The 1,874-nt window shown below is 41.6% G+C and carries 2 protein-coding genes; both read left to right on the top strand.

The genetic code is table 11. The features are described 5' to 3' along the window. Positions 1-461 (top strand): TVP38/TMEM64 family protein (locus F6K20_RS36625; RefSeq protein ID WP_287298115.1); only part of this gene is annotated, 461 nt, incomplete at its 5' end. A gap of 1,096 nt (positions 462-1,557) precedes the next feature. Continuing rightward, the coding region (locus tag F6K20_RS36620) for a hypothetical protein (protein WP_287298113.1) at positions 1,558-1,874 on the top strand (317 nt) is incomplete at its 3' end.

The raw sequence follows: 1,874 nt of genomic DNA, 5'->3' as shown, positions 1-1,874 counted from the left end.
TCACAGTACTGACTATCGCTGGTGGTACAGTTTTTGGTTTAGTTTGGGGTACCTTCTGGTCTGTTATCGGAGCAACCTTAGGCGCATTGGGAGCATTTTGGGTAGCGCGTTATCTATTGCGAGATTGGGTTGAATACAAGTTCAGGCATCATAAAGCATTGGTCAGCTTCAATCAAGCAGTGATGCAGACACCCCTGATGTTTGTCTTAGCAGTACGCTTTGCCCCCATTTCTCCTTTTAATGTAGTGAATTTCTTGTTTGGTCTAACCCCGATTAGCTCGGTAGAGTATACCCTTGGCACTTTCTTTGGGATTATTCCTGGTACCCTCGCTTATACTTGGCTGGGAGTAACTGGGGGGGAAGCTTTGCAAGGAGGCGATCGCTTACCATTTTTCCTAGCACTCAGTTTCCTAGGTATACTGTCTGCCTTGCCACTGTTGGCAAAGGGAAAAAAGAAATAGTCTTCCTGTTGCCCATTCTCCTGTCCCATTCTCCTCATTTTACCATCTTTCCCATCCTCCCTATCTCCCCGATCAATCCCAGGAAGTAGCATGGCAATAAAGCAACGTGGTATCAGTGGGTCAATAGGGTAAAAAATTTTCTGATCAACTAGCCCGACTTGCTAGGCTTTTCCTGAAGCGTCTCTGTAAGACAAGTAAAGAACAAGACAGGGATTTACAGGAATCTGTTAAATTTGTTAATATGAAGGGTGTAACCCCTCATTTTTTCCCTGTCTTGATGCAATAGCGAGTGGGGGAAACCACGGCAATAGCGAGTGGGGGGAACCCCCAAGACCGTAATGGTGCGTTTGACCCGTAATTAAATTCGCCACGGGTCGCACCTCTGCCTCCCCAAGACCGCGCTGCATCGCTGAGGTCAGGGGAAAAGGAAGGTTCTGTCAGTAGTACCTTTTAACTTAAACTTTACTCGTTAAAGTTTTTACCTTATTTGTGGAAACGTTAAGTTTTCACAAGTCCCGTGAGACCGAAGGTGAGTGCTTGCCATTCCTTTTGTATAGCAAGACACTTAAGGTGCGCGCCTCCTAGGCCGGGTTCCCCGGCCTTGGGTCGCACCTCAAAGTGTTCTTCACCAAGTGTTTTTCACCAAAATTTAACATTTTGGGGGATATTTACTATACAAGACTGAGGATAGCCTTCCCAAGATTTTCACAATGTGTGATAAAACTTCGTGATTGACCTCAAAAACATCTCAACCAGAATACTAATTTTCTATGCATGTTGATAGAGATGAGTTTCTGTTAATAGGTCTAGGGTAATAGGTAATAGGTAATAGGTAATAGGTAATAGGTAATAGGTAATTGCGATCTACAAGTGGTGTTTAACAGCAGCAATAGTATGATACTCAATTGTAAATTGGCAATTACCAATTATCATGTACCGATGATATATACCCGAATAACTATCTCTCTCCGACCTTAGACATAGGCGTTGAAATTAGGTTTAAGGTTAAGTGGGGTAACGCTTCCAGAATCATTTTTCCCCCTATGTCTATTCATAATAAAATATCCACCCTTGGCGACTTTGAGCTTGGCAGGAAATGACTAAAGAACAGTATTCTAAAAATTGGTTCAATGGACAATCGTTCATTATTAATACTTTTTGCCTGTTACCTTCTCTAGTAATTATCCTAGGGGGAATCAGCCTGTTAATCGAAAACAACAATTTTAGATTGACAGATTCATCAACAATTATTGTAAATCCAATAGAATCACTGATTAGTTGGTTCAAAGACACGTCAGAACCAAAAAACTCATTATCAAGTGTTACTTCTACTAGTTCTGAACAACTAGTATATAAAGCTTCACTGCTCAATAAACTAATCCTACCTATTATAACTGACTATGAAGAAAGTGA

The sequence above is a fragment of the Moorena sp. SIO2C4 genome (assembly GCF_010672485.1).
In the GTDB taxonomy this organism is placed as follows: Bacteria; Cyanobacteriota; Cyanobacteriia; order Cyanobacteriales; family Coleofasciculaceae; genus Moorena; species Moorena producens.
Note: the sequence above shows the minus strand (reverse complement) of the source record. Positions and strands in the feature narration are given on the sequence as shown.